The 25,383-nt window shown below is 36.3% G+C and carries 24 protein-coding genes and 1 pseudogene; 17 read left to right on the plus strand and 8 right to left on the minus strand.

Annotated elements, in window-relative coordinates:
* The 10 genes and pseudogenes from JEP40_RS14885 to JEP40_RS14925 all read left to right on the plus strand — a co-directional run.
* The coding region (locus JEP40_RS14885) for a VENN motif pre-toxin domain-containing protein (protein WP_198624165.1) at window positions 1-399 on the plus strand (399 nt) is incomplete at its 5' end.
* 38 nt (window positions 400-437) lie between these two features.
* Window positions 438-698, plus strand: a complete 261-nt coding sequence (locus JEP40_RS14890) for a hypothetical protein (protein ID WP_198624166.1) — start codon at window positions 438-440, stop codon at window positions 696-698.
* Between the two features lie 142 nt (window positions 699-840).
* Complete coding sequence (locus JEP40_RS14895) at window positions 841-1,221, plus strand: hypothetical protein (RefSeq protein ID WP_198624167.1); 381 nt, start codon at window positions 841-843, stop codon at window positions 1,219-1,221.
* A gap of 268 nt (window positions 1,222-1,489) precedes the next feature.
* Window positions 1,490-1,774, plus strand: a complete 285-nt coding sequence (locus tag JEP40_RS14900) for an EndoU domain-containing protein (RefSeq protein WP_198624168.1) — start codon at window positions 1,490-1,492, stop codon at window positions 1,772-1,774.
* Window positions 1,775-1,787: 13 nt separating this feature from the next.
* Window positions 1,788-2,045, plus strand: coding sequence for a MafI family immunity protein (locus tag JEP40_RS14905; RefSeq protein WP_198624169.1), 258 nt, complete (start codon window positions 1,788-1,790; stop codon window positions 2,043-2,045).
* An 893-nt stretch (window positions 2,046-2,938) separates the two neighbouring features.
* Window positions 2,939-3,016: pseudogene (locus JEP40_RS19205) on the plus strand (hypothetical protein); the annotation flags it as partial.
* Between the two features lie 6 nt (window positions 3,017-3,022).
* Window positions 3,023-3,172 carry a hypothetical protein gene (locus JEP40_RS19135; protein ID WP_232799314.1) on the plus strand — a complete coding sequence of 50 codons (150 nt, stop codon included), beginning with the start codon at window positions 3,023-3,025 and terminating at the stop codon, window positions 3,170-3,172.
* A gap of 109 nt (window positions 3,173-3,281) precedes the next feature.
* Complete coding sequence (locus JEP40_RS14915) at window positions 3,282-3,635, plus strand: hypothetical protein (RefSeq protein WP_198624170.1); 354 nt, start codon at window positions 3,282-3,284, stop codon at window positions 3,633-3,635.
* Between the two features lie 265 nt (window positions 3,636-3,900).
* Window positions 3,901-4,221, plus strand: coding sequence for a hypothetical protein (locus JEP40_RS14920; protein ID WP_193014347.1), 321 nt, complete (start codon window positions 3,901-3,903; stop codon window positions 4,219-4,221).
* A gap of 316 nt (window positions 4,222-4,537) precedes the next feature.
* The gene (locus JEP40_RS14925; protein WP_198624171.1) at window positions 4,538-4,723 is read left to right on the plus strand and encodes a hypothetical protein; all 186 of its coding nucleotides are present in this window, start codon (window positions 4,538-4,540) and stop codon (window positions 4,721-4,723) included.
* A gap of 769 nt (window positions 4,724-5,492) precedes the next feature.
* Here JEP40_RS14925 and JEP40_RS14930 read toward each other — a convergent pair.
* Window positions 5,493-8,426: an autotransporter domain-containing protein gene (locus tag JEP40_RS14930; protein WP_198624172.1), complete on the minus strand. Its 2,934-nt coding sequence runs from the start codon at window positions 8,424-8,426 to the stop codon at window positions 5,493-5,495.
* 320 nt (window positions 8,427-8,746) lie between these two features.
* On the minus strand, window positions 8,747-10,396 hold the full coding sequence (locus JEP40_RS14935) for an alpha-keto acid decarboxylase family protein (protein ID WP_198624173.1): 1,650 nt from the start codon (window positions 10,394-10,396) through the stop codon (window positions 8,747-8,749).
* 148 nt (window positions 10,397-10,544) lie between these two features.
* Between JEP40_RS14935 and JEP40_RS14940 the strand changes: the two genes are divergently transcribed.
* Window positions 10,545-11,432: a LysR family transcriptional regulator gene (locus tag JEP40_RS14940; protein WP_198624174.1), complete on the plus strand. Its 888-nt coding sequence runs from the start codon at window positions 10,545-10,547 to the stop codon at window positions 11,430-11,432.
* 232 nt (window positions 11,433-11,664) lie between these two features.
* A complete protein-coding gene (gene dld / locus JEP40_RS14945) occupies window positions 11,665-13,425 on the plus strand; it encodes a D-lactate dehydrogenase (RefSeq protein WP_198624175.1) in 1,761 nt (586 codons plus the stop codon).
* A 67-nt stretch (window positions 13,426-13,492) separates the two neighbouring features.
* Here the strand turns inward: dld and sbcB are convergent, their stop codons facing one another.
* From sbcB to JEP40_RS14960, 3 genes are all read right to left on the minus strand, one after another.
* On the minus strand, window positions 13,493-14,923 hold the full coding sequence (sbcB, locus tag JEP40_RS14950; protein ID WP_198624176.1) for an exodeoxyribonuclease I: 1,431 nt from the start codon (window positions 14,921-14,923) through the stop codon (window positions 13,493-13,495).
* Between the two features lie 111 nt (window positions 14,924-15,034).
* Window positions 15,035-15,646, minus strand: coding sequence for a LysE family translocator (locus tag JEP40_RS14955; protein ID WP_198624177.1), 612 nt, complete (start codon window positions 15,644-15,646; stop codon window positions 15,035-15,037).
* Window positions 15,647-15,669: 23 nt separating this feature from the next.
* A complete protein-coding gene (locus tag JEP40_RS14960; RefSeq protein ID WP_198624178.1) occupies window positions 15,670-16,092 on the minus strand; it encodes a VOC family protein in 423 nt (140 codons plus the stop codon).
* A gap of 256 nt (window positions 16,093-16,348) precedes the next feature.
* On the opposite strand from JEP40_RS14960, the gene JEP40_RS14965 reads away from it, so the two are divergent.
* Window positions 16,349-17,611 carry an MFS transporter gene (locus JEP40_RS14965; protein ID WP_198624179.1) on the plus strand — a complete coding sequence of 421 codons (1,263 nt, stop codon included), beginning with the start codon at window positions 16,349-16,351 and terminating at the stop codon, window positions 17,609-17,611.
* 255 nt (window positions 17,612-17,866) lie between these two features.
* Entirely contained in the window at window positions 17,867-18,205 is a 339-nt protein-coding gene (tmaR, locus tag JEP40_RS14970; protein WP_023582581.1) for a PTS system regulator TmaR, read from the plus strand.
* Between the two features lie 177 nt (window positions 18,206-18,382).
* On the opposite strand, the gene rne is transcribed toward tmaR, so the two are convergent.
* Window positions 18,383-21,886, minus strand: a complete 3,504-nt coding sequence (gene rne / locus JEP40_RS14975) for a ribonuclease E (protein WP_198624180.1) — start codon at window positions 21,884-21,886, stop codon at window positions 18,383-18,385.
* Between the two features lie 531 nt (window positions 21,887-22,417).
* Here rne and rluC point away from each other — a divergent pair.
* Window positions 22,418-23,371 carry a 23S rRNA pseudouridine(955/2504/2580) synthase RluC gene (gene rluC, locus JEP40_RS14980; RefSeq protein ID WP_198624181.1) on the plus strand — a complete coding sequence of 318 codons (954 nt, stop codon included), beginning with the start codon at window positions 22,418-22,420 and terminating at the stop codon, window positions 23,369-23,371.
* 104 nt (window positions 23,372-23,475) lie between these two features.
* Here rluC and JEP40_RS14985 read toward each other — a convergent pair whose 3' ends face one another.
* Entirely contained in the window at window positions 23,476-23,871 is a 396-nt protein-coding gene (locus JEP40_RS14985) for a hypothetical protein (RefSeq protein ID WP_198624182.1), read from the minus strand.
* 45 nt (window positions 23,872-23,916) lie between these two features.
* Window positions 23,917-24,516, minus strand: a complete 600-nt coding sequence (locus JEP40_RS14990) for a Maf family protein (protein WP_198624183.1) — start codon at window positions 24,514-24,516, stop codon at window positions 23,917-23,919.
* A gap of 141 nt (window positions 24,517-24,657) precedes the next feature.
* Between JEP40_RS14990 and yceD the strand changes: the two genes are divergently transcribed.
* Both yceD and rpmF read left to right on the plus strand, forming a co-directional pair.
* On the plus strand, window positions 24,658-25,191 hold the full coding sequence (gene yceD / locus JEP40_RS14995; RefSeq protein WP_198624184.1) for a 23S rRNA accumulation protein YceD: 534 nt from the start codon (window positions 24,658-24,660) through the stop codon (window positions 25,189-25,191).
* A gap of 5 nt (window positions 25,192-25,196) precedes the next feature.
* On the plus strand, window positions 25,197-25,367 hold the full coding sequence (gene rpmF, locus JEP40_RS15000; RefSeq protein ID WP_006537252.1) for a 50S ribosomal protein L32: 171 nt from the start codon (window positions 25,197-25,199) through the stop codon (window positions 25,365-25,367).
* The last annotated feature ends 16 nt before the right edge of the window (window positions 25,368-25,383 follow it).

A 25,383-nucleotide genomic window follows, 5' to 3' on the forward strand; every position in this document is an offset into this window, starting at 1 on the left:
TTTTATGGCAAAACCCCCAAAGAACTCACCGAGACTGAAAAGCAGAATATAAGTGCATGGGCAACGTTAACTTCAGGGATTGTCGGCGGTTTAATCAGCGATAATAGTGCAGGTGTTGCCAATGCTGCCCAAGCAGGGAAAGTGGTGGTTGAGAATAATGCGATAGGTGCTACTAAGCCAATCATTAAAGGCCTAGAAAAGGGTTACGAATGGTGCATAAAAAATGTGACCTGTCGAAATGGTCCTATGCAATTAGGGGTAAATTTTGGTTTAACATCAGCGCAAACTCAAGAAGCCATGGATGCTGGAGCTGCTGCCAGAAATGGTGATATAAAAGCCATGAGGAACCTTTCACCGGAACAGGTTGCTTATATTGATGAACAAATTCTAGAGATTTAATAAACAAAATTACAGAACATAATACTCAGCTAGGCGTATTGAATCATAAACAAGGAACTATTTCAGGTGCACATAAACAAGATTCATTTTTAGAATCTGTTGAAATGATAGGAGCTAAAGTAAATCTCACTATAACTGATAAAAAATATCCTGGCTTAATTGAATATAAATATCAAATTCCAGCATTTAATGGCAGAGGGCAGCAAATAGGATTTAAAGCAGAGCAAACAAAAACAACATATGATCCTGCTATATTGACTGACTCAAAAATTAACGATATGTCCTATAAAGCTTCGTAAAAAGCGGAAAATTTTTTCAAAGATAATCCAGATTATAGACAATATTCAGCTCAGATTGATGGTTACTGGTTTCTGGTGACTCGAGATGCAAAAACTGGAGAAATTAACAACGCATTTATAACAATGCCCCCAAGAGGTAAAAATGAATATTGACAAATTAGATTGGTTAATAAATATAAAAAAAAATCTGTATAAAAATGATGGCAGGGACTTATATGATATTATTTTTGAAACGCTAAAAAATAATAAAATGATGTATCCTGCGTTTTTAAGGATGGCTAGTGAAGGACATGGTTTTTCTCCATCAGAAGGTAATGGTTACGCATTAGACCAAGATTGGGATATACCCGATGAATTTGATGAGGTCAGTTTTATGTTTGGAGATTACGAAAGTTCTACTCTCTCTCCTCAGAAATTTGTTGAGTTAATGCGACTAATAACGAATGGCTATTTAAATGAGTATCCAGAAAATGAAGATATGATAGAGCGTTCTATGAAAAGGCTTCAAGAACGCTATACCTAATGTTGAAGTATTTTTAATTACTCTTCAGCCAACTGGACAATCAACTGTGCAGAATTTAGAGCTATTAATGAACTTATGTTGTCAAATCCTAATTTAAAAGTTAAGGATATACAACTTACACCAGCGGTTCGTCCTAGAACTGGTGAAGTTGTTACCCGCGGTGATAATTGTAAAAATATATTTGGTGCTAAATAATGATATTTATGGATGAAGAGTTTTTAGAATCTAATGACCTAGATTGGTTCTCTTCTTATGAGGATGGGTTGTCTTGTTCCCTGGTAATCCAGAGAAAACAACTTTTCCATCTAATTGGCCAGCAGAAAAAGTAATACATGAAATTAGTGATATAGCGACATCACCAACGACTCAGTGGTATGCACAATCAGGAACCGGCGGTTTATATACAAAAGCGGGAAGACCAGCTAGATGGGTGGCATGGGAAACTCGTGATGGAGTACGTATGAGGGTAATTTACGAGCCAGCAAATGGTAAAGTAGTTACTGCTTTTCCTGATAAAACATCGCAACCAGGTTCTCTGAAACCAATAAAATGATTAGGTAACAAGTATGGGTGTTAATCAGAAAATACAATCTTTTGGCAACAAATTAAAAGGACGTTTAGATGCATCATTAGCTGACTTTGATTTAGAGTACATAAATCATTCAGAAAATATTTTAGCATTTGAAACATTATGTGATCATATAGCAGATTATGGTGTAGAAATAACAAAAGATGAGTATAACCAAGTCATAGAGATAGTGAATGAACTCAACCTTGAATTAGATGAAAGATATTTATATATAAAACCAGAAAAAAGTAGTTAAGTTGAACGCTATCGTGGATCCCAAGGTTCAGTTGGGATCCATCTTGTGACTTTACTTTCATTCAGCCAATCGAATAATCAACTATTCAACTTGGCTAGTAAGGTATGAGCACCCATTTCAAACTTGGGGGCTAATTTCAATATCTATATTCGCTTTAAGCTGACGAGATATTTGAATTAGTAGGCGAAATTGGGGCGCAGGTTATCGACTTAGCAACCACGGTTGATACTATTCGTGGCACTCACCAAGCGAAAGCCGATTCAAAACTCGATAATCTTTCTGATACGGCTTACGACAATCTCTATCAAGCCCTTTCAGAAACCAACGATAACGTTACTGAGCGTGATATTCAAAATCACCTAATGACAGCTCCGCCGAGTGTATCAGTAGTACCAAGTATTGTTGGAAATACAATTGGAGCGATTGGTTCTGAATCAGCAAATAAAATAATTACAGAAGAGTTAAAATTAAAGGATGGGAAATGAAAATATTTATATACTTTTTATTTTGGTCTTTGAGTATGTGTGTAACTGTTTTTTTGACAATAATATTAATTAAACTTCTAGTTAAACTAATATTATATTTTGAAAAAAACTCGTTTATTTGGGAATTAAATGATTTTATTGATACATTAAAAATAGGAGGAGTAATGGGATTATTTTTAGGAGCCGTAATTTGTTTAGTTAACTATTTAGAATATAAAAGGCACTAGTGTGATTTTACAAAATAGCTAATAAAATTAATTCTTAAATTACAGGGGGGATTGATAGATATAACTATTAAGCCCCAAAGAGTATATCAATCCTTAACTCCTGAAATTAAAACTGAAGGATATTATGGAAAAACCGATATAACAGGGACAACTACTTTGTCCACTTTCCTTAACTTCCGGAATTGTCGGCGGTTTAATCAGCGATAATAGTGCCGGAGTTGCCAATGTAGCCCAAGCAGGGAGAGTGGTGGTTGAGAATAACTTTTTGAGTACGAATCAATTAGAAAATTTTGCCCATCAGGCAAGAAATTGTGTTGGTGAAGAATGTCAGAAAATTATTCGTGATATGGTATACCAATGTAAAGCAACAGGAAGAAATAAAGCAGATTTGTTCAACCTCGCCAGAGCAGTGTAAACAGCAGTATGGGTATTTAGTTGAACAATGAAATGCTTTCGATACAGCAATAAAACATCTAGCAGCAGACCAATCGTTGCCTGATGATTTCCGTGATTATCTGCCTGCAGTGTATATGTTAAGTATGGATGCGACAGGGATCACAGTCGAACATCAGTGGGCTAAACGATTTGAGGCAATGGGGCTTGAACCAGAAGCAGCCGGTTTGATAGCGATGGCACTTCCCGGAATGATTAATGGTGGAAGTGGTAAAGGTAATCGTGGAACAACAGATAAACGAATCAATAGCACCAAGTTAGGATCAGAAAAAAATGCGTTAAATAGAATTGGTGAGAATTCAAACAATACTAAAAATCTTGGTCAGAAAGAAGTTAACTCAGTTTATAATAAACAGCTGATTATAAATGCAGAAAAATATCAACTGCGAAGCCTGGTCTGCAAACTGCTATTCCCCGAGATCTGAATGAGCAAACATTTTGGAAATCAGTTCAATCTAAGCCACTACAAGGTAAAGAGTTACCAGGGCTTAATAATGATCCTTGTTTTCCTACATCAGCTGGATTTCAAAAAATGGAAGCGAAACATAGACTCCCATATGGTCAAACTATAACAATGCATTACCAGTATAACTCAACGACTGGTAAAGCTTACGATATGAAAATTACTATACCTCAGAGGGTTCAACAAGATCCGAAACAAGTTGTAGATACAATAAAGGATAATGTTAAATGAGAATACAAGAATCGAGCGGTGAACTGATTGATGTGTTTGCTATTTATTGGATAAACAATAAATCATTATGTCTTGGTTTGCCTAAAGGTTATGGTGGATTGTCTGTTTATGATTTATCAGAAGTTGATCTAATAGAATCGAAACTTATTGGTACATTAATTTACTTCCAAAATGATGGTGCGGGTTCTGGCGTATACCATTGGGCTTTAATCGAAGAATCATTATTGGATGACTTGCTTGAATTAGATGAAACCGCCTATAAAAGATTTTTAGAGATATTAAAATCTGAAGGTCAGTTAGACGATAATTTTTATTGATAATAGATCCCTGCATTTACAGGGATCTCCCTTACCCCCTCACTTCTTTGCCAGCCGGATAATCAATTGTCTGGTTTGGCGAGTGAGGGTGACGTTGCTACCCACTGTAAACCCTAACTAATTCAGTTAATTACTTCTAGTAATCAGTGTCGGACTCGCAATTATGCATTAATTCTCTGGTGCTAGTTTTTTCTAATCTAAATGACGACAATCTCTATCAAGCCCTTTCAGAAACTAACGATAATGTTACAGAGCGTGATATTCAAAATTACCTCTTCCAGCAATGAGAGCAATCACGACAGAAAGTGGGGCATTAATGGGGTATGGATTAGGTAATTTTATAGTAAAATCGGTAACTAATTGGATAGGTAAAGTAATAACAAAAGGCAATAATCCTGGATTTAATAATGTATTGAGACAATATTCAGAGTCGGAAGTTAAGGGAAACTCTTATATTATGCAGGAAGTACCCGAAAGTAAAATTCCTTCTGGGAGTAAGTAATGTGAGTGGTAGCTTTTCAGCGGAATTTTGGGTATCTAAATTACAATAGTTAATAGATAAAAGAGAAGAGAAATGAGAAAAATAAAAAAATCACTTTTTATTTTTGCTATTATTTTATATTCCACGATAGGTATGTTAGGCTTATTTTTAATGGGGATTGTTTTTGATTTTTTCCTATTTATTGTTGATTACTTTTATTTTAATACCCCTGTTTCAATATTATTTTAAGATTATGAAGTAGAGAGACTATTAAAAATGAGTGTGGGTGGTGGAGTTATTCTTGGTATTAGTATCTTTATTATCCAACTAATGGAAGTGAGAGAAAGATAATTTGATGATTTTTTATTAAACATTATTAACACTTCTATTTTAATATCTTAGTTATAATCGACAGGTTATATTTAAATATAAGCATTCGGTGTGATGAATCTGTAAAAACATGGCTATATTCACCAATCAAAATGGTTGCTAATTCGAAATATCTTTCTGTCAAATATAAAAAATAATGGCATAGTGGTATTAAATAGTGACTATGCCGACGAAACTTAATCTTTTGCCTAAATTACTTTATTCGCTCTCCGCATGACGGATAATCCACTATCCGGCTTGATGAATGAGAGGAAAATTCCAAATTCTCAGGTATGTAACAACTTATCATTGCGGATAAATTCTGGTTAGAGTTGAGAATTCATCAATAACAGCCTCATTCCTATAAACTATCCGCTTTGAATATTTCGCTTTATCATAAGAAGAGTGTTAAAAATCTTAATCAGAAAGAGATAGATACTTTTATATCAATACTATTATCTTGTTGATTTTTTGCTGTTAATCCACTATATCCAATTGATAATTTTGATATTTCATTGATTTGGATAGTTGTTCCTGCTTTAACCACAAGAGCATCCCGTGCCGTATCAATGCTATTAGCTGTAAATGTCGGTTGGGTATCGGTGAAACGTAAATTGATACCTCGATCCACATCGTTATATTGGTGTAACCAACCTAGTTCACCATACATCGAAATATTAGATTTACTGTTAAGTTTCCACTTGTTATTTAAACGCAATCCTGTAGTAGATGTGGTTGAATCTAAGCTTTGTGAATGGGCTTGTAAGGATGCACGGCCTCCTTGTTCGTTAATGGTAGCACTTTTTGTTTTGGCGTATTCTAAATTAACAAAAGGCTCTAATTGTGCGTTCGAGAGAGTTATTGGATAAGCTGCTTCGATAAATATCTGGCTGGTATTCCCATTATAATTAGCCTTATTTTTATCTGATTGCACGCCATAGTTGACCGTTTTTGACGTATGGACACGATGAAACGTATTCGATGCACCTGCACGTAGCGTGATACGGTTAAAATCATAACCACCATAGAGTGATAAGTGGTAATTTTCGCTATTTGCGTGACTGTTATAACCTGAAAGAGAGGTTTTGGTGAACCCCGTTGCTATACCAAGTAGCGTTTTATCATTGTTAAAACGCTGGTCCGCACCTAATAGTACGCCATAGGTAGAAGCATCATAGCTATTCGCATTACCATCACTTGAGCTATCTTCCCAATTATAAAGAATTTTAGCCCAGAGATTGCCTTTGTTGTCTGTACTTTCTTTTTCACCATTAAGTATTTCTGCGTTTTTGACCTGAGAGAGGAGTGTCTCTTTTATTTGTCGGCTATTGTTAAGTTGATTAGATAAAACATCGGCATGAATTTGGCCAGTTAATTCATTAAAGGCATAGCGGACATCATCCTTTAGGTCCATTCCTACAACGCTTTCATAGATAGAATGCCCTGAAGGCAATGCATCTATGGCATTGGCGATTGATGTTTGGTTTTTTGTTTTTGCTAAGCTTGAAAAAGCAGTATTATTTCTTCCGACATTTAATATTACTGAATTCTGATCGTAAGATAGTGTTGTTCCTACAAATAGATAGTTTGGTTTAACATAAGCAAATTTACCATTAATGCCTTTATCTGCCATTAAAATAGTATATTTTGTGTTATATAAACTCTGAATATTGGCTTTTGTGAGGAGATTTTGATTATTTTCAAGAGTTACATTAACCGTTCCTCCGTTAAGTACCGCGGTGCCGAGGCTCGTTATTTTATCGCTATCACCTTGTAAATTTATTTCAACCAGATAGTGACTACCAGAATTAAAAATCACAGTATCATCTATACTAATCGTACCAATTGAATGGCCTGGTGATACGATGCCTCCTGAATTAACCTCTAGCTTATTAATTTTTCCTTTACCAGCAAGTACACCCTTGTCATTGATATTGACTTGAGAATTTATGCTCCCATCATTTAATAGCAACGTTCCTTTGTTAACATCCAGTAAAGAATTTAATTTTCCTTCAAGTAGCAATGTACCACCATTGATGGAAGAATTTTTTGAATAGTTATTTTCGCCTATAAGTAGTAAATTTCCTTGATTAACCTCGACGCCTGCAAAATGGTTATTGCCTGATAAGATCAATGTACCATCGCCTTGTTTGATTAATTTACCTGGCCCACTAATATCATTTTTCCATTCATCAAGTTTACCAAACTCAGCGAAGTCGAATTCATTAGTTGTTTGATTAACAAGAAAATGATTATAGAAGTATGAAGGTCCATTATAGGCTTTAGGAAGATTAATTAATCCCCAGTTAGAGTTTGGATCATTTTTATTTGAAGCCCAGCCAGCCAAAGAATTACTCGGATAGGCTGTGCTCGCTAAAATAGATTGCCTTTGTTCTTTGGTTAAATATGCAAAACGTAAACGTAGCAAATTGCTGGCTGAACCGGGTATTTTGTTGGGAGAAATTAGCGATGAGATTTCAGGATCTTTTGTTCCATAATAACCTGCTTCATCGTTAGTTATTCTTTTCGATGTAGTTAAACAACTTTGATTTTTACACTGATTAGCGACATTTTGGCGGACTTCTTTGGCAAGTTTAACAAAAGTTCGAGTTATGTCATCATCTGCAAGCATCTGTGATAACAGGTAATAATTTCCTATTCTCGATGCAATAGTATCTGTTGCAAAGTGAGCCCCTACGATGACTCGGCTTTCACCATATTCTATTGCTCGAGCAAACATTTCACTACCCTTTTCAGGGAATAAAATGGATAAAACTGCGGCTTGCTTATATCCGTTCCATGTATGCCCACTTGGGTAAGATGAACCTGTTATATTGCTGTAATCATTAATGTAATTACCTTCTTTATCAATTACTTGATAAGGTCTACCGCGTAAAAAGATTTCTTTTAAGATAAAATCTATCGAACGTGCTCTTTTTTTGTTTGGATCATAAGCATATGTACCTGTGTTATGTAATATGTTCAGATCTTGGTAAGCTTGAATATCGCTAAAATTGATCGACTTGGCATTGTCGCCAAATAAAATATTAGCATAGGTATTCAAAACATAAGAATGATCCTGTGACTTATCGGCCTCAGCTAGTTCTCTACGTTTACCAGTGATAGCTTGATAATTATTGCTTATTATTCTGTCTAGTTCGGCTGTTGTTGACCCTTTTTTAGGTGGAGTTGTGATGACGCCATTTTTGATCTCTTCCAGCCAATTATTGCGTTGGTCTATAATACGTTGTTTGGTTTCGGAAAGATCTGTTTCAGACCATGATGAACTCGAAAAAAGTAAAAAAAAGAAGCTTAACGAGGTAGGAATTACAATGTTTTTCATAAGATAAGCCATAGTCTCCAAAAAGTTTGGAGCTAATTTATATTATCTATGTTTAATTTTTATGACAGGCATTATTATATTAATAGGTATATTTAAAGTGGTTTTTAATTTACCTATTCAAAAATGTTTTGGGTTGTTTTTTTACTAGCAATATATGATTATTTTAATATGACATTAGGAACAATGTAATAATAAAATATTGGCATGATATATATTTAAAATTATATCACACCAATTATTTAATCTAATCTAGTTTAATGAATAAAAACAAACTAGAATTTTGTTCGTTTTGTTCTATTAGAGTGCTTAATTTATCGTTTTATCTATTTATTTTAAAATGAATATAACGAACTCTTTGACTCTTTTAATTTTTTCGCTAATTCAGAAGCTTCATATCGCTCTGTTACTATTTCGATGTAAGAGGCACTTTCTGTTGACTCAGCTACTTTAAGTGCTTTGTTTAATTCATCTATCGTTATAACTTTCTCACAATGCCAATCTTTTGCACCGAAAGCTTTAGGCAATTGATGATAATTCCATTGAGCAAGATCGTTATAATAAGCTTCAGGATAATCACATAATAATCGTTCAATTAAATAACCATCGTTATTTAAAACAAGAATAATCGGTTTTAATCCAAAACGAATAAATTGGCTAATTTCTTGTACGGTTAATTGATGTGAACCTTCACCTGTAATTAAAATAACTCGTTTCTCAGGCGCGGCAAGTGCGGCACCAAATGATGCTGGTGTTGCCCAACCAATGGAACCCCATAATGTTTGGTTATGAAACTGAGCACCTTTTGGTAATAGAGCAAAGCCTAATCCCATTGATGATGTACCTGTTTCAGCAATAATAATATCGTTAGGTCTAAAGAATTTCTCTAATCGAGGATAGAGATATTGAGCAGTAATTTTAGCATTATCAGATAAAATTGCGTCCCCTAATCCTTTAGCTTTTATTTGATGATAAGTTTTATTAGGTAGTCGTTTTGTTAGTTCAGAGAGAATATCTTCCATATAAACAGAAGAGTAGATAACAGAATCAATTTCAATATATTCTGGCATGATGCTGATAAATTGTTCTGGTTTAATATTGGCAGTGAAACTCCCTGTATTAAAGTCAGTCATCATTGCTCCGATCCCTAATACGTATTCACTATTTTCGACAAATTCTCTGACATCAGGCGTCATTAATTGACCATCATACATCCCAACATATTGAGTATTAGATTCACTTAATATGCTTTTATCCATAAACATAGTGGCATAAGGTAAACCTGTTTTATCAATAAAAGCTTGGACATTATCTGATAACCCCAAACGTGTGGATAAAATACCGGGTAATACGCAGATATTATTGCTTTGTGTAAGCTTATCAATAAGCAGTGATACCACTTTTTCTAGTGTTTCTTTATCACTTATTGGTTTTTTCGGTGTGGTAGCCGAAGTGTTTTCTATCACTGGCATCACAGCATAATCAGAAGGTAAACCAATATAAACAGGACGACGTTCTTTTAATGCTGCTGCAATTAAACGCTCCATTTCAGCGATACAATTTTCAGGCGTTAATATTGCATGAGCACAAGCAAGACGTTGGGCTAATTGATAGAAAATATCAAAATCACCATTACCTAAGGTATGATGAACGAGACGTTTACTTTTTTGTACACCACTTGCAGGCATACCAACTAAATGAAAAATAGGTAGATTTTCTGCATAAGAGCCAGCAATAGCATTAATCGCACTTAATTCTCCAACTCCAAATGTTGTCGATAATGCTGCCATACCTTTAATTCGAGCATAACCATCAGCAGCATAAGCTGCATTTAATTCGTTACAGTTACCAATCCAACGCATATGGTTGCTATTACAAATCGTGTCTTCTATAGGAAAGGCGTAATCACCGGCAACACCAAAAATATCACTTATACCCAAGTCATATAATCGGTTTAAAATATACTCAACGACAGTCTTATTCATATTATCTCCAGAAAATCCGAATAATCATCTGTAAAAATAGAGTGATTCATTTACATTATGCTTAATGTTTTATCGTGGATATAAATCAATATGAAATGGTTTATTATTATTGAGGGTATAACTAAATGTAATAAGGTAAATATTACTAATGGATATTCGTGCATTGCGTTATTTTGTTGAAGTCATTCAATTAAATGGCTTTAGCCGAGCAGCTGATGCTCTATTTATTACTCAGCCTGCAATTAGTCGTAGCATTAAGAAATTAGAAAATGAATTAGGTGTTATTTTATTAGTAAGAGAAGTCGATGGCGTAAGGTTAACTGATGATGGCGCGATACTTTTTGAACATGCAAAAAAGATAATCGCACAATTTAACAGTATGAATAAAGCTCTACAGGACAAGTCTGGACCATTAACAGGTACATTAAATGTGGGATTACCTCCGGTAATAGCTTCGACGTATTTTGCTGATATCATTATGGCATTTAGTTCTCGGCACCCTCAGGTTGAACTAAAAATATTTGAATTAGGAACTAAACTAATGGCGGAAGCGATGATAGAGGGAAAAGTAGAAACTGCCGCCGTGGTGTTACCTTTTAATAATGACATATTTGAATTGACGCCTTTTTCAGAAGAAAGCCTGATGCTATTAGTGTCTCCGTCACATCCTTTAGCCATCAAAAAAGAAGTATATTTTAAAGAGTTGATTAATGAGCCTTTTATTTTTTTCTCTGAAGATTTTCGCATTAATGATTTAGTTTATAGTGCTTGCGGTATTTATAATACAAAGCCTATTGTTGCGGGACGTAGTAATCATTTAGATTTAATTATAGCGATGGTAAAAGCGGGAGTCGGTGTAACATTACTGCCTGGGAGTATGTGTCATAAAAATCCTATTGATGATTTAGTAGTGCTTCCTGTTTTTGAACCCACATTGTCATATCAATTAGCATTAGCAAATAATAAAAGTAGTTATAAAAGTCGAAGTTGCCAAGCATGGGATCGACTAGCAAGAGAAAAGTTAATAATAGAATAAAATAGTAAATTGATGCTTATTTATATTCTATTTAAGAAATAAATATCAAAAATATTTTTAAATAACAAAAATAACTGAAGATAAAAAATGTTATTTTTTAGCGAAATGTGCATAGCAGTATAAAAGCAGTTATATAAATGATAAGTTTATATTTTGCACGTAGCCTTATGAGTAATAATAAAAACGAGCAAAATACAAATTAATCAGACAAGACAGGAATAGGATAGGGAAAATGAATGAGAGTAATAGTTCTGTAAATCAACATTTTATTCGTAAACTTGAAAGTATTGTTGGTAAAAAACAGGTATTAACACAAGCACATAAAACAGAACGTTATCGCAAAGGCTTTCGTTCAGGTCAAGGCAAGGCATTAGCAGTTGTATTTCCTGCCAATTTATTAGAACAATGGCGTGTTTTTAAAACTTGTGTTGAAGCTGATAAAATCATTATTATGCAAGCAGCGAATACAGGATTAACAGAAGGTTCAACACCTAATGGTGATGATTATGATAGAGATATCGTGATTATTAGTACATTACGTCAAGATAAAATACAGGTTCTCTCAGAGCATAATCAAGTTATTGCCTTTCCTGGTAGTACGCTGTGGCATTTAGAAAAAGTATTAAAGCCATTAGGACGTGAACCTCATTCTGTTATTGGCTCGTCTTGTATTGGTGCTTCAGTTATTGGTGGGATCTGTAATAACTCCGGCGGAGCTTTAGTTCGTCGAGGGCCTGCTTATACAGAATTGTCGCTGTATGCTCGTGTTAATGAAAAAGGTGAAGCTGAATTAGTTAACCACTTAGGAATTGATTTAGGCGAAACCCCAGAAGAGATTTTAACCAATTTAGATAATCGTCATTACCATGAGAAACAAGTACAAGTGACAGAAAAATTAGCGTCTGATCATGAATATCATGAACGTGTGCGTGATGTAGATGCCAATACGCCTTCTCGATTTAATAATGATGAACGCCGTTTATACGAAGCTGCGGGTAGCGCGGGTAAATTATCTGTATTTGCTGTGCGATTAGATACATTCCCTGCTGATCATCGTACTCAAGTCTTTTATATTGGTACTAATAATCCTGACGAGCTAGAAGATATTCGTCGCCATATTCTCAGTCAATTTAAAGTATTACCCGTTGCGGGTGAATATATGCACCGAAGTTACTACAAAATGGCAGAAGTTTATGGCAAAGATACATTTTTAATTATTGATAAGTTAGGTACAGATAAGATGCCTGCTTTATTCGCTATTAAAGGGCGTGTTGATGCTGTTCTTAATAAAGTCCCATTATTGCCTAAGAATCTAACTGATAGAACAATGCAATTTATGAGTAAGTTGTGGCCTGCTCATTTACCCGCTCGTATGACAGAATATCGTGATAAATATGAGCACCACTTAATGCTACGAATGGCTGATGGTGGTATAGAAGAAGCCTCAACTTATTTAAAAGAATACTTTAAACAAGCTTCGGGTGATTATTTTGAATGTACTGAAGAGGAAGGTAATAAAGCATTCTTGCACCGTTTTGCTGCCGCTGGTGCAGCTGTTCGTTATCATGCGGTTCATGTGAATGACGTTGAAGATGTATTACCATTAGATATTGCATTGCGTCGAAATGACAAAGATTGGTTTGAAAAATTACCACCCGAAATAGAGAGTAAATTACTTTATAAACTCTATTGTGGTCATTTTATGTGTCACGTTATGCACCAAGACTACATTATTAAAAAAGGTGTTGATGCGAAGGCATTAAAAGCAGAAATGCTGGCGTTATTAGATCAACGTGGGGCAGAGTATCCCGCAGAGCATAATGTAGGTCATATGTATTATGCTAAACCTCAATTAAAAGCGTTCTATAAACATAACGATCCTACCAATAGTATGAATCCAGGTATAGGTAAAACCTCGAAATTAAAATATTGGGGAGAAGAGTGCGGATGTGGACGTGCTCATAATGATGCTAATGTAGAGAATAAAGAATAATAGTTTTATATCGCGTTTATTAAATTAAAAACAAAGGCAGGATAAAACCTGCCTTTTATTTTATCAATTAACTCGCAATCTCTTGAGCATATAAATAAAGCTCTTGTAGCTGTTTTAATTTTTCCTCGTTATCAGCATGTTCTTCAGCTAATAACTGAATGGTATTAATATATTCGGTTAGTTTTTCTGGCGTTAACATCTCTTTTCTATGTGCTAACCAACGTTGTTGCTCATCATAATTGAGAGTGGAAGGGTAATTTCTTGCGCGATAGCGGAAAAATAGCGGTTCCATTCTTGCATCTTCAAATGTTAAATCTAAAGCAGGCAAATTTTGAGGCTGCGTTGAACGAATAATCTCCATCGCACTACGATCATTATCACTAAAAAAGCCATTATAAATTTGAGAATCAACATTATCGGAGACAACAAAAGGCGTTTGTTGTGCAAATATTTCCACGACTTTATTGCGTATCTCAGGATGAGAAAATAAGATCGCTTGGTTTTTTAAACAAGTATCAACATTTAAACCAATTCTATCTGCATCTTGTGGTCTTAATGTATTTTGCGGTGCCACAATAGGACATTTATTAATATGCAGTAATTTTATTGGAACAGGTGGCTCATCAGCTGACAATTCACTGCGTGGCGTATATAAACGCTCGCGTAATTGGTCTGATGTTAAGGTTAATAGCGGGGATATATCCGCTGATAAATCACATACAATAACCGCATTACGATTATCAGGATGCCAAGCCAATGGTGCCACAAGACTTAAATTAGAACGAGCCGCCCCAAACATACCTGAAACATGTACAATCGGCGTCATGGCAGGAATATCAATTAATGCCTGAACTTTACGTTTATCGCGTAAATTAAAGAAATAATCAAACATACGCGGTTGAGCTTGTTTTAATTTTTTTGCCATCGCAATGGTGGCGTAAACATCAGACATAGCATCATGTGCATTCTCATGAGAGATACCATTGGCTTTAGTTAATAGCTCTAGACGAAAGCTTGGAAAACCATCTTCATTTTCAGGCCAAACGATACCTTCTGGACGTAGTGCATAATAGGCTCGTAAAACGTCGAGTAAATCCCACCGAGAATTTCCTTTCTGCCAACTATAGGCATAAGGATCATAAAAATTACGATAAAGGATATTACGGGTTACTTCATCATCAAATCGAAGGTTGTTATAACCCATAATACAGCTATTAGGCTGACTAAAGGCTTGATGAATTTGACGGGTAAACTCAGCTTCAATTAACCCATTTTTTGCCGCAATTTGTGGCGTTATTCCCGTGATCATTACCGCTTCGGGGTGGGGTAAATAATCATCATTAGGTTTGCAATAAATAACGAGAGGATCTTCAATTATGTTGAAATCCATATCAGTTCTTATTCCAGCAAATTGAGCTGGGCGATCTAGCGCTGGGTGTGTACCAAAAGTCTCGTAGTCATGGATGTAAAATGTGGGCGTTTTCGCTGAATTAGACAAGGTTTCCTACCGTAAATTTATTGATGATTTTTTAAATCATTACTCAATGAGTTGTATTGGGTTTAATTAAGACCATGGTAAACCATAATGCGGTAAACGTGAAATGTCAGATCAAAGCACGCTTATGTAGTGTTTAATATAAGGAGTTGCAATGAGAGTGAGTAGAAGCGTACCACCGCTAATATTGATTACTTTTTTCATAGTAACAATATTGATCTTTTGTGATGACAATAAAATAAAACCACAGCAAGCAATCAGCCAGAGACTCATCATTAAAATATGAATAGAAGATAAAGCAAGATAATTACCTAGTGTTGGTTTCGCACCTGCATAACTGGAAACAACCACGAGATATAACATAATTGCTTTAGGATTAAGTACATTAGCAATATAAGCGGTTTTGATAGAGGCTTTTTGATGAATAATAATGGTGCTTTTAGAGGCTTTTAATCCAGAGCGTATCAGTGAAATTCCAAGATAAATTAAATATAAGTTACCAAGAATGGTTAACACCATAAAAGCAGAGGGGGATGAAACTACGAGTTTGGTTATTCCCAATCCAACCAAAAAACCATGAGTAACAATACCTAACGCAGTACCTATAATCGTGATTAATAATCCTTTTATGCCATAGGTTAAGGTGTTATCTAATGCAATTGTAAAACTTGCACCTGGCGAGATAATTATAGGCAGTAACGTAATAATAAAACCCAGTATATCCATAGTATTATCTTAGCCATTAGTCCTTATATTTTTTCGTTTTCGTCAAAAAATTGCATCCCAGAATAAGGATGTTGACGACAAGTTTCTAAGCGACTTTTTAAATCACCCACATGGGCTTCAAGTTTATGATGGTCAGGATCGTAAAAATAGAATGAATCGCCTTCACTTTTATTTTCTTTCCATGCAGTAATGCCATGAGATAAAAGGTGTTGTTTAAAGGCTTCAAAATTATTTGCAGATAAACTGAAAGCATAATGGGTGTAATCACTGTCTTCCGTAATATGGCGTTTATCGTGAGATAAACATAACCATAATGAACCCAATTGTAGATAAGCGCCGTTATCCCATAAAGCTAGAGGCTTAAAACCTAATATTTCAGTATAAAAGGCGAAGCTTTTATTCACATTATTGACGGCGAGTGTTAGGTGGTTTAAATCAGTTAGCATGGCTTCGAAGATGTTATAGAAGAGATACCGTTATTTTAGCAAAGAAAATCAAAGAAAAAGGATTATATGATACCTATTTGTGCGTTTTAATGTTAATAAAGGCAATAAAAAATAAATGTAGATCTAGCGCACATAACTCAGTTTGTTAACGTTAACTTATGTGCTTAATATCACATTACAGTAAGAATATTGTTTGTTAGCTAGAAAGTTAACGTTAACATTTGAGGGTGGAATGACTTTATAAGGCGCTTAACCAATGAACAAAGACTCAAAAAAATACTATGCGATTTTAAGTGCACTGTTATTTTTCTTCTTTTTTACCTGGTCTTCATCATTTTCATTAGTTTCTATTTGGCTAAACCAGTATGTTGGATTAAAGGCGACTGATACCGGATTAATATTCTCTGCAATTTCTCTTATTGCATTATGTGCGCAACCTTTATATGGCTTTATTCAGGATAAATTAGGGCTGAGAAAGAATTTATTATTAGTGATAGCAGTATTACTTATTCTTTCTGGCCCATTCTTTCTTGGGTTTGCATCAATACTACGTTGGAATATTTTTATTGGCTCCATTTTAGGTGGCTTATATGTGGGTATGACATTTAATGCGGGTATTGGCGTATTAGAGTCATATACAGAGCGTGTTAGTCGTATTCGTGGTTTTGAATACGGTAGGGCGAGAATGTGGGGCTCGCTTGGGTGGGCATCAGCAACATTTATTGCTGGGCACAATATTAATATCGATCCTAATTATAATTTTGTGATGGCATCTATTTCTGGTGTTGTGTTCTTAATTCTTTTAGCTCTATTAAAAACAGGAAAATCAGACGCATTTAATCAATTAGAGCATGGGAAAACATCGGGCATTACTGTAAAGGATGCACTTAATTTACTTTCATTACCTCGTTTTTGGGCTCTTATCTTATTTGTGATTGGAACCTGTGTATATGGTGTTTATGACCAACAGTTTCCAGTCTTTTTCTCATCGCAATTTGCTACTTTACAGCAAGGTAATGAGATGTACGGATATCTAAATTCATTACAGGTGTTCTTAGAAGCTGGTGGTATGTTTATCGCTCCGTTCTTAGTCAATAGAATCGGTGCTAAAAACGGTTTATTACTGGCAAGCAGTGTTATGGCTACACGTATTATTGGATCAGGATTAGTCGAAGGGCCTATTTTGATCTCTTGCATGAAATTGTTACATGCAGTTGAGTTACCGATTTTATTGATTTCAATTTTTAAATATAACAGTCAGCATTTTGATAAACGTTTATCATCAACACTCTATTTAGTGGGTTTCCAATGTGTGAGTTCTATTGTTGCAACATTACTCTCACCATTAGCAGGTTATGGATATGATCATTATGGATTTGCACCAACTTATATGGTGATGGGTTGTATTGTAATAGGCACAACACTTCTTTCAGCTGTATTTTTACGCTCAGATTCGAAAGCGTTATTGCCATTTGATAACTTGCAACATGGGGATCAAAATAAAGCTCAGCCTGTTTAATCGTGCTCTAATTTATCCTTTGTCGTGTCGATTTTGGCTACCCATGAAAATGTGTAGCTATTTTTTAATAATAAGTAAGCCAATATTTACTCATTAGAAAATGTTGGCTATATTTATTAATACAAATAATCCTAATTATTTGTTAATTAAGTGAAATCAATTAAATTTGTAAACTTTGCTTGTTTATTGACACGATTAAGCGATAATCTTAAACAGAACTATTTATCTTAAATATCAATTGTAAAGGTGTAGGAAATGGATAACGCAAACAAGCCGTCTTTCCAAAACGTACTGGAGTTTGTGCGTATGTATCGTCGTAAAAACAAAATCCGTCGTGAGATCACTGACAATGAGAAAAAGATCCGTGATAACCAAAAGCGTGTTCTTTTATTAGACAACTTAAGTGAATATATTAAACCTGGTATGTCTATCGAGGATGTTCTGGGTATTATTGCGAATATGCGTAGCGACTATGACGATCGTGTTGATGATTACATTATTAAAAATGCAGATCTGTCTAAAGAACGACGTGAGCTTTCTAAACAGTTAAAAGCGATGGGTGAAATTAAAAATCTTCCCGAGCTAAAAGACTAATTATTTTACTAAGCAAGATTCAGGCCTCTGGACAGAAAATTCAGGGGCTTTTTTTTATCTTATTTTTAGCACAATAAATATTGTTGTTTTGATTAATTGACGAAAAAAAGAACCCACTTTTTTAGTGGGTTCTCAATTTAAAGGAATTATCAAGATATTCTTAATAACGACTTATTATCAGTTTTGACTTTCAGCTTTAGTCATTACCGATGACGCTTGATTGGTAGAACAATGTCCACCTGCACCAGTACGACCTTTCTTATCAAAAGCAGGGCGAGTTTCCCATGCTTTGATTTCAATCGCGATAGTGGCTTCATCAGATGCTGGCGCTTTTGTCATTGGTGCGCTTGCATGAAGTTGGCGTACTACCGGCTCTTGACGAATAATAACGGTTGTAGGTTTGCTTTCTTTTACTGGTACTGACTCTGCTTCTACTACAGGTGTTGCACTTTCTTTAGGCTGACTTTCAATAATCGCTTCAACGATAGGCTCAGCAACAGTTTCAACGATAGGCTCAGCAACAGTTTCAACAATAGTTTCAGCATCACTTTCTGTGTGTTGTTCAACTGTTTCTTCGGTTGTAATTGAAGTGGCTACAGGTTGAGACTCAGTGGTAGATGTTTCACTCATTTCGCGTTCTACAGGTGCAGTAACCTCTTGTGTAACTTTTTCAGTCTCTGCACTTGTTTCGACTTGCTGTGAAGCTTCATGCATATAAGCCTCAGTTGTGTTTAATACCGCAGAAATATTTTCTTTACGAGTGATATGTTCCTCGGTATTCACATCATTGATAACGTTGCTGATAGCACTTTCTTCAACTTGGTTCTCGATGTTATTCGCTTCTGTAGGTGCTGATTGTGGTTCTACGGCAATAATTTCAGCAACAGCTTCAGTGGTTGATTCAGAGCTAACAGTCACAGTGTAGGTTGATTCTGTTGTATCCGCTTGTTCCACTTTTTCAACAATGGCTTCTGAAACCGCCGGTGCGATAGCAACCATTTGAGGGTCTGCATGAGTAATGATGTTCTTTTCAACATTATTCTCCATAAATGAAGCATCACTGACTGGTGTTACAGGGTAACGAATAAATACTTTACCAGAAGCAAGCTCAGGCGATGCAACCGCCATTGTAAGTGGCATTGGTGACACTGTTAATGTACGTTCATCACGATAACGACGGCGACGTTGACCACTCACACGCAAATGACGAGGTGAACGACGAGAACGACGAGGCATGACATTCTCTTGCCCGTTGTTGTCTTCATTTTTATTGTCATCTTGTGCTTTTGGCGCGACATCAGGTAAGGCTTTTACCGGTTGTGCTTCATTCGTCTCAACTTTTACAACTGCATCGGCTTTAGGTGCTGTTTTTTCAGCTGGAGCAACTTTAGCTGTAGCGATAGCAACAGGGGGTTCTGAAATTGCCTTTTCTGTTGTCGCAACAGTTGCAACTGGAGCAATGGCTAATGTTGTATCGCTATCTGTTACACGTATAGATTGTGTCAATTGGCGACGATTACGACGTTGCATAGCTGGGCGACGAGGTTCTTCTTTCTTCTCGTTTGCACTGTCTTTTTCAGTTGTATCATTTTCGCTAAGTGCAACTTGTGCTTTTGCAGCTTCTTGTTGCTGCTGACGTTTTTCTTCTTGGCGACGACGTTGTTCTGCGCGTTGTTCACGACGTTGTTGGCGACGCGCTTCACGTTCTGCAATCTCTTGTTCACTACTGACTTCAGTTGTTGGAGCTGTTTGTGGTTTTTGATTGCGATTCTTGCGATTGTCTTCGCTATTTGTGTTATCACGATTACGATCGTTATCACGGTCACGGCGATTATTGCTGTTACGTCGATTGTTGTTATTACGACGCTCACGACGATTATCCGTATTCTCTTTCTTGGTTTCCTGTGGTTTTTCTTGTGTTACCGCAGGCTCTGGCTCGCTACCAAATAAGTTAGAGAAGAATTTCGCAATTGAGGCGAAGAAACCGCCACCTTGCTCTTGCTCTGATTTAACTGGCTTCGCTTGTGGTTGAGGTGTTTTTTTGCTTTTTGTTGTTGTTTCAGGTGTGTCTTCTTCTTGCAATCCAAAGGCTGAAATAGCAGGTTGTTCAGGCACTTTGCGCTCAGTGACAACATCGTCTTCAGCTTCATTTAACTGACTTTCATGGAATTGCGCTAAGTTGTAGCTTAGAGACGTAATTTCTTCGCCCTTACGCACACGAATAACAGAGAAATGAGGAGTTTGCATTTGGTCATTAGGAACAATAACCACTTTAACGTTAGATTGACGCAGTTCAATATCTGTTACAGCTTTACGTTTTTCGTTAAGTAAATAAGAGGCAATTTGAACAGGGACAATCGCATGTACTTCGTGGGTATTTTCTTTCAGCGCTTCTTCTTCAATTAGGCGTAACACAGAAAGTGATAGTGATTCGTTATCACGAATAGTACCAGTACCTAAGCAACGAGGACAAACGTGATGGCTTGATTCACCTAATGAAGGACTTAAGCGTTGACGAGACATCTCTAATAAGCCAAAGCGAGAGATGCGTCCAATTTGAATACGCGCACGATCTTGGCGAACAGCCTCACGCATTCTATTCTCAACTTCACGTTGATGACGAACTGGTGTCATGTCGATAAAGTCGATAACAATTAAACCACCGAGGTCGCGTAAACGTAATTGACGCGCAATTTCGTCAGCGGCTTCTAAGTTAGTATTGAATGCAGTTTCTTCAATATCACCACCACGTGTTGAACGTGAAGAGTTAATATCAATCGCTGTTAATGCTTCAGTGGTATCAATAACTAATGCGCCACCAGAAGGTAAGCGAACTTCACGCTGAAAGGCAGATTCAATTTGTGATTCAATTTGATAATGGCTAAATAATGGAACAGCGCCAGTATAATGACGAATTTTGCTGGCAAAATCACCACGACCAATTGCTTCTATATGGCTACGAGCCATTTCAACAACTTTTGCGTTATCAATTAAGATTTCACCAATATCAGGACGTAGATAGTCGCGGAATGCGCGAACGATTACGTTACTTTCCTGATGAATTAAGAAAGGAGCAGGGCGATTCTCGGCTGCTTTTTTTATGGCATCCCAATGTCTTAAGCGATAGCTTAAATCTTGTTGTAGTGCTTCAGCCGATTTACCGACACCCGCAGTACGTACAATTAGACCCATGCCATCTGGAATTTCAAGACTTGATAAGGCTTCTTTGAGTTCTGTACGATCTTCACCTTCGATACGGCGAGAAATACCCCCTGCACGAGGATTATTTGGCATTAATACCAAGTAGCTACCAGCAAGGCTGATAAAAGTGGTTAATGCAGCACCTTTATTACCACGCTCTTCTTTATCAACTTGAACAATAACTTCCTGGCCTTCTTTCAAGACATCTTTGATGTTAGGACGACCATGGGAGTGATAATTGCTAGGGAAGTATTCGCGGGCTATTTCTTTAATAGGAAGGAAACCGTGGCGTTCCGCACCATAATCAACAAAAGCAGCTTCTAGGCTGGGTTCAATTCGAGTGATTTTACCTTTATAGATATTCGCTTTTTTCTGTTCATGACCGGGGCTTTCGATATCCAGATCGTACAAGCGTTGCCCATCGACAAGGGCAACACGCAACTCTTCCTGCTGAGTCGCGTTAATTAACATTCTTTTCATATTGTGACTTACTCGTTATTTTCACGTTTTATAATGTGCCACTAACATACGTAATTACACTATTGATAACCGATGACCTCGTGTCTTTTACAAATGCGTCAACCTCACGGCTGTCGGTTGTATAGAGGTGCAATATCTCGGTGAGTCTGATTTTTAGTTCAAAAACTCAGCACTCTTTAATTGAACACAATGTTTCAACTCAATAAGCGATGTATTTGTGGCATACTAAATTGTTTGATTTTCGACTATGTCTTACGCCATTGCTGCATTTTGAAAATCAAACAAACAAAATTTTCATAAATATACCTGATAAACATAATCAGGAGAGACTGCATTATTCCATTGGTGTTAGGGTTATAGCAAGATGACTTTTCCGCTTTGGTGACTTTTTCTGTATAAATATGAGAGATTAGCTAATGTTTCGTCTTTTTCCCATTATTCAGGTTAAAATAGACGACAAAATTGATGTTATTTTGTGCACCACAAAGTTGTTTGTTATTTTTATTTTAAGAGAGCCAAAGAATCGCCACTATGAAATCATTTAATCAAGTTCAGTTCGTCACCATTGATGGCGATGAAGCAGGCCAGCGTATCGATAATTTTTTACTGGCACGCTTAAAAGGTGTACCAAAAAGTATGATTTACCGAATTATCCGTAAAGGGGAAGTTCGAGTCAATAAAGGGCGAATTAAACCTGAATATAAATTAAATGCAGGTGACAGTATTCGTATTCCTCCTGTGAGAGTAGCAGAAAAAGAAGAAATTGCCGTATCGCCAAAATTAGACAAAGTTTCTGCATTAGCTAATTGTATTTTATATGAAGATGAATATTTAATGCTGATTAATAAACCATCAGGTACAGCAGTGCACGGTGGTAGTGGTTTAAGCTTTGGTGTTATTGAAGGTTTGCGTGCATTACGCCCAGAAGCTCGCTTTTTAGAGCTTGTTCATCGCCTTGATAGAGATACTTCTGGCGTGTTATTAATTGCAAAAAAACGTTCAGCACTACGTGCGTTACATGAACAATTACGTTTAAAACAGATGCAAAAGGATTATTTGGCATTAGTTCGTGGTCAGTGGCAATCACATACCAAAGTGGTGCAAGCGCCGTTATTGAAAAATATTCTTCAAAGTGGTGAGCGTGTAGTAAAAGTAAATAATGAGGGTAAGCCTTCAGAAACACGTTTTAAAGTGGAAGAGCGTTTTGAGTTCGCTACTCTGGTGAAAGCAAGCCCTGTGACCGGAAGAACACACCAAATCCGTGTACATACATTACATGCAGGTCATCCTATTGCTTTTGATGATCGTTATGGTGATCGTGATTTTGATGCACAACTGGTTGGAACAAAGCTTAATCGTTTATTTTTACATGCAAGTTCTTTGACATTTACTCATCCTGCAACGGGTGAACAGTTGCGAATTGAAGCACCAATGGATAATTCATTACGCCATTGCTTGCAAGTATTACGTAGTCAAAAATCTTAGGTCTGAAAATCTTATTTTGACAGAAAATCTGAACACACAATGCGCCCAGTTAGCTGGGCGTATTATTTTCTAAGCATTACGTAAAACGGTTAATTAAAACACGATTAACCTTCTACTTTTGTCATACATTGTTCAACGATGTTATCAATATCCCACTCTTTAGGCAGTGATTTTGAACCATTTTTGCGCATTTCCATATCCACACGAATAAATTCGGTAATACCGTAATTTTTAATGATGCTGTCGTAGGTGCATCCGCACACTTCTGTAATTTGAGGAATGAGTGCATCATCAGTAATACCCGAACCTAATATGCAACTGCTGACAAAATTCTTTTTGAATGAGGATGTGTTGTCATCTTTTTTATTTGAAATTACACTGTCTTGGGCAATATTGGTTGCATGAGTCGTTTGAGCTGTTTCGGTATCTTTTTCATCAGAACAAGCTGCTAATGTTGTTGCCATTACTAACGCTATCAAGACGGATGTTAGTTTATTCATAATACGTTTTATCGCTACATAAGATTAAAAATAAGATGATCGGATTTATTTTTGATCATCAGAGAGAAATAATGGGTTTATTCTTTGCGAGAGTAACATTTTATTCAATCGGATAAGTGGTAAACCAATTAAAGAATTTGGATCGTCACCTTCAAGTTTATCAAAAAGAGCAATACCTAACCCTTCAGACTTAAAACTTCCCGCACAATTGAACGGCATTTCTTTATTTAAATAATGTGTAATTTCATCATCAGTTAAATGGCGAAAGTATACTTGAAATAATTCACAATGCGTTTGATGTTCTAAAGTTAAACTATTGTATACTGTTAATCCGGTATAAAACGACACACATTGTCCTGAAGCTTGCTTTAATTGTGCGAAAGCATTATTAAAATTATGGGGTTTACCTGTGATTTTTTTATTTAATACACAAACTTGATCAGAGCCAATAATAAGGTGATGTGGAAATTTTGCTTGTAAAGCGCTGGCTTTTTCATAGGATAAGCGGGTGACAAGATCTTGAGCACATTCAGTCGGCTTTGGGGTTTCGTCAATATCGGGAGATGCCTGTATAAAGGGCATTCCAAGCTTTTTCAGTAACTGAGCTCGAAAGGGTGAAGTAGACGCAAGAACGAGTGGCAACATATTTTTTTTAAAATCCGTAGCAAAATGATGCCTGACATTCTAAACTATGCGCCGCTGATAAAGCGAATTTTGGTGGAAAGGTGTAGATAACCCGCCTTTTTCTTTGACTATATTCCATTACAAAGATAATATGCGCGCCTTATGCAAAAGGTAAAATTACCCCTGACCATTGATGCGCTGCGAGCAGCTCAAAAGAATTTAGACTATGACGGTCATTATTCTCCAGAGCAAGTAAGCCGCTTAGCTGAATCGGTGGTCAGTGTGGACAGTAATATTGATGTGGCTTTATCATTTGATATTGACCATCAACGTCTTGCCGTGATTAAAGGACATTCCGATGTGAGTGTGACTTTAGAATGTCAACGTTGTGGTGGCCATTTTCCTTATCATGTTCACGCAACATATTGTTTTAGCCCTGTTGTCAGTGATGAACGGGCCGAGGCATTACCGGAAGAATATGAACCAGTCGATGTAAACGAATTTGGTGAAATAGATTTGCTGGCAATGATTGAAGATGAAATAATCCTCAACTTGCCGGTGGTTCCGGTACATGATTTTGAACACTGTGAAGTGTCCGACGCGGATATGGTGTTTGGTGAACTCCCTGAGGAATTATCAGAGAAACCAAATCCATTTGCCGTATTAGCCAGTTTAAAGAAAAGTACTAAGGAGTAAGGTCAATGGCCGTACAACAAAACAAACCAACTCGTTCTAAACGCGGTATGCGTCGTTCTCATGACGCGCTGACAGTAACTCAAGTTTCAGTTGACAAAACTTCTGGTGAAACTCACCTGCGTCACCATGTAACTGCTGACGGTTACTACCGTGGTCGCAAGGTTATCAACAAGTAATTAGCTTTATAACTCG

This window comes from Proteus vulgaris (assembly GCF_016239305.1).
Classification (GTDB): Bacteria; Pseudomonadota; Gammaproteobacteria; order Enterobacterales; family Enterobacteriaceae; genus Proteus; species Proteus vulgaris_C.

What these genes read in the sequence shown, in the direction of transcription:
- JEP40_RS14895 (WP_198624167.1), top strand. Translation starts at nt 841, where the DNA reads ATGAATATTGACAAATTAGATTGGTTAATAAATATAAAAAAAAATCTG.
- JEP40_RS14905 (WP_198624169.1), top strand. Translation starts at nt 1,788, where the DNA reads ATGGGTGTTAATCAGAAAATACAATCTTTTGGCAACAAATTAAAAGGA.
- JEP40_RS14920 (WP_193014347.1), top strand. Translation starts at nt 3,901, where the DNA reads ATGAGAATACAAGAATCGAGCGGTGAACTGATTGATGTGTTTGCTATT.
- JEP40_RS14925 (WP_198624171.1), top strand. Translation starts at nt 4,538, where the DNA reads ATGGGGTATGGATTAGGTAATTTTATAGTAAAATCGGTAACTAATTGG.
- JEP40_RS14930 (WP_198624172.1), bottom strand. Translation starts at nt 8,426, where the DNA reads ATGGCTTATCTTATGAAAAACATTGTAATTCCTACCTCGTTAAGCTTC.
- JEP40_RS14935 (WP_198624173.1), bottom strand. Translation starts at nt 10,396, where the DNA reads ATGAATAAGACTGTCGTTGAGTATATTTTAAACCGATTATATGACTTG.
- JEP40_RS14940 (WP_198624174.1), top strand. Translation starts at nt 10,545, where the DNA reads ATGGATATTCGTGCATTGCGTTATTTTGTTGAAGTCATTCAATTAAAT.
- dld (WP_198624175.1), top strand. Translation starts at nt 11,665, where the DNA reads ATGAATGAGAGTAATAGTTCTGTAAATCAACATTTTATTCGTAAACTT.
- JEP40_RS14955 (WP_198624177.1), bottom strand. Translation starts at nt 15,646, where the DNA reads ATGGATATACTGGGTTTTATTATTACGTTACTGCCTATAATTATCTCG.
- JEP40_RS14960 (WP_198624178.1), bottom strand. Translation starts at nt 16,092, where the DNA reads ATGCTAACTGATTTAAACCACCTAACACTCGCCGTCAATAATGTGAAT.
- JEP40_RS14965 (WP_198624179.1), top strand. Translation starts at nt 16,349, where the DNA reads ATGAACAAAGACTCAAAAAAATACTATGCGATTTTAAGTGCACTGTTA.
- tmaR (WP_023582581.1), top strand. Translation starts at nt 17,867, where the DNA reads ATGGATAACGCAAACAAGCCGTCTTTCCAAAACGTACTGGAGTTTGTG.
- rne (WP_198624180.1), bottom strand. Translation starts at nt 21,886, where the DNA reads ATGAAAAGAATGTTAATTAACGCGACTCAGCAGGAAGAGTTGCGTGTT.
- rluC (WP_198624181.1), top strand. Translation starts at nt 22,418, where the DNA reads ATGAAATCATTTAATCAAGTTCAGTTCGTCACCATTGATGGCGATGAA.
- JEP40_RS14985 (WP_198624182.1), bottom strand. Translation starts at nt 23,871, where the DNA reads ATGAATAAACTAACATCCGTCTTGATAGCGTTAGTAATGGCAACAACA.
- JEP40_RS14990 (WP_198624183.1), bottom strand. Translation starts at nt 24,516, where the DNA reads ATGTTGCCACTCGTTCTTGCGTCTACTTCACCCTTTCGAGCTCAGTTA.
- yceD (WP_198624184.1), top strand. Translation starts at nt 24,658, where the DNA reads ATGCAAAAGGTAAAATTACCCCTGACCATTGATGCGCTGCGAGCAGCT.
- rpmF (WP_006537252.1), top strand. Translation starts at nt 25,197, where the DNA reads ATGGCCGTACAACAAAACAAACCAACTCGTTCTAAACGCGGTATGCGT.